The sequence below is a fragment of the Enterobacter sp. CM29 genome (assembly GCF_013179605.1).
GTDB classification, from domain to species: Bacteria; Pseudomonadota; Gammaproteobacteria; order Enterobacterales; family Enterobacteriaceae; genus Enterobacter; species Enterobacter intestinihominis.
Map to the genome: position 1 here is coordinate 1 of NZ_JABMCU010000328.1, position 1980 is coordinate 1980.

At 58.1% G+C, this 1980-nt stretch carries 2 protein-coding genes and 2 pseudogenes; 1 reads left to right on the forward strand and 3 read right to left on the reverse strand.

Going from position 1 to position 1980, the window contains the following annotated elements:
- Nucleotides 1-119, forward strand: a pseudogene (locus HP459_RS23640) (hypothetical protein); the annotation flags it as partial.
- Nucleotides 120-168: 49 nt separating this feature from the next.
- Here the strand turns inward: HP459_RS23640 and HP459_RS22650 are convergent.
- The 3 genes and pseudogenes from HP459_RS22650 to HP459_RS22660 all read right to left on the reverse strand — a co-directional run.
- Nucleotides 169-1023: a co-chaperone YbbN gene (locus HP459_RS22650; RefSeq protein ID WP_022647291.1), complete on the reverse strand. Its 855-nt coding sequence runs from the start codon at nt 1021-1023 to the stop codon at nt 169-171.
- A 58-nt stretch (nt 1024-1081) separates the two neighbouring features.
- The gene (locus HP459_RS22655; protein WP_096216772.1) at nt 1082-1891 is read right to left on the reverse strand and encodes an SDR family oxidoreductase; all 810 of its coding nucleotides are present in this window, start codon (nt 1889-1891) and stop codon (nt 1082-1084) included.
- Nucleotides 1872-1980: pseudogene (locus HP459_RS22660) on the reverse strand (multifunctional acyl-CoA thioesterase I/protease I/lysophospholipase L1); the annotation flags it as partial. The pseudogene HP459_RS22660 and the gene HP459_RS22655, both read right to left, overlap by 20 nt.

Sequence of the window (1980 nt, forward strand, 5' to 3'; positions counted from 1 at the left end):
CGTTTATGCTGCTCTCTACGGCGAGCCTGTCGACGATTATTGCCTGCTATCTGACCTATCGGAAGTTTTACAACGCGCGCCACCAGCTGGTGGTGACGCAGTTGAAAAAGACGGGGTAATATCGGCTTTTGTAGGCCCGGCAAGCGTTAGCGCCACCGGGCATTTTTGTTAGTAAAGCAATGCGTACAGCTGACGACGATACTTAGACGCCAGCGCGTCACCGGTGCCGAGCGCGGCCAGGATCTCCTGGAACATCTTTCGCGCCTGACCGTCTGCGGCGCCCAGGTCCTTCTGAAGGTGACTAAACAGCAGCTCCAGCGCCTCTTCATTACGCCCCACCTGGTGAAGCTGAAGCGCCAGCTGGCTTGCCAGCGCGGCATCCGCCGGGTTGTCCGCAACCTGCTGCTGAAGTTGCTGAATTTCAGGGGTATCCGCCGCCTGTTTCAGCAGGTCAATCTGCGCCACCAGGCCCTGATAGCGGGTGTCCTGATCCTGCATCGGCACCGTTTTCAGCACGGCTTCCGCGTCTTCGGGGCGGTGCAGCGCAATCTGGGTCTCTGCCAGCAGCAGACCAATCTGGCTGTTCTGGTTCGACAGCTGCCACGCGTCTTTTAACAGCGGCAGCGCCTCGTCGTACTTGCCTTCCTGCATCAGCGCCATGGCTTCCTGCGCTTTCAGCTCTTCTTCGCGCGGCAGGACTTTATCCAGCAGGGCGCGGATCGCCTCTTCCGGCTGCGGCCCCTGGAAGCCATCCACCGGCTGACCGTTCTGGAACAGGTAGACGGTTGGGATCGCACGCAGGCCAAACTGGGAAGCCACCATCGGTTCGGCGTCACAATCCAGCTTCGCCAGAATGAATTGACCGTTGTACTGCGCGGCAAGGCTTTCCAGGACCGGCGTCAGCTGCAGGCAGTGTTGGCTGCGTTCAGACCAGAAGTAGAACAGCACCGGTGTAGTCATTGACTGTTCGAGTGTCTGTTGCAGGTTAGCTTCAGTTATGTTGACGATATTCTGTACGGACATGCGGCATTCTCTTTTATCGGTTTACTCTTTACATGGGGGTAAGCGTCGTCGCTTCAACTCAACCCTGCAAAATTTTGTCCATCATCCGCCCCGGCAGCAGGCGTTTCAACCAGCCGACGGCATGGGTCACCAGCGTGACCGGATAGCGCATTTTAGGGGTATCGCTCTCAAATGCGTGGCGCACTTTGGCAACCACGGCTTCTGGCCCAAGCGTAAAACGCGCCGCGATACCGGGATTTTCGACCGGTTGGTCCGCCTGCGTCTGGTTAACGTTTTCCGTAAAGCGGGTGCGGATGGGGCCCGGTTCAATCAGGCTGACCTTAATGCCGCTGTGGCGCAGCTCCATGCGCAACGCATCGGACCAGGCTTCAAGCGCATATTTACTGGCAGCGTAAGCCCCGCGTCCCGGCGTGGAGATCAGGCCCATCACCGAGGAGGTCATGACAATCCGCCCTTCGCCGTGCGGCAGCATGGCGGGGAGAAGGCGCATGGTGAGCTGATGCGCCCCAAAAAAGTTTGCGGAGAACTGCTGCTCCAGCTGTTCCCGTGAGAGGGTCTGTAGCGGGCCGTATACGCCATAGCCCGCATTGTTGAACAGGCCGTAAAGCCGGTTGCTGGTCAGGGCGATAACCTCATCGGCGGCCTGCTCCACGCTCTCTGGCGAATCGAGATCCAGCAGAATGCCGGTAAATCCCAGCCCTCGCATGCGTTCGACATCCTCGGGTTTGCGGCAGGCTGCCAGCACCCAAAACCCCTGACGTTTCAGTTCAAGGGCGCTTTCAAGGCCAATTCCGCTGGAACATCCTGTTATTAAGACCGATTTTTGCATAACTTTACCTGTCAGGTTCTCAGCTGTTTGACGAGTCATGTTTTACTAAAGGAGCCAGCCGGGTTGCCATCCAGTCGGCAATGAACGGCTGGGCATCGCGATTGGGGTGAATGCCATCATCCTGCATC

Bases quoted from the DNA above. Each gene is read 5' to 3' on its own strand.
- HP459_RS22650 (WP_022647291.1), bottom strand. From the start codon at position 1,023: ATGTCCGTACAGAATATCGTCAACATAACTGAAGCTAACCTGCAACAG.
- HP459_RS22655 (WP_096216772.1), bottom strand. From the start codon at position 1,891: ATGACTCGTCAAACAGCTGAGAACCTGACAGGTAAAGTTATGCAAAAA.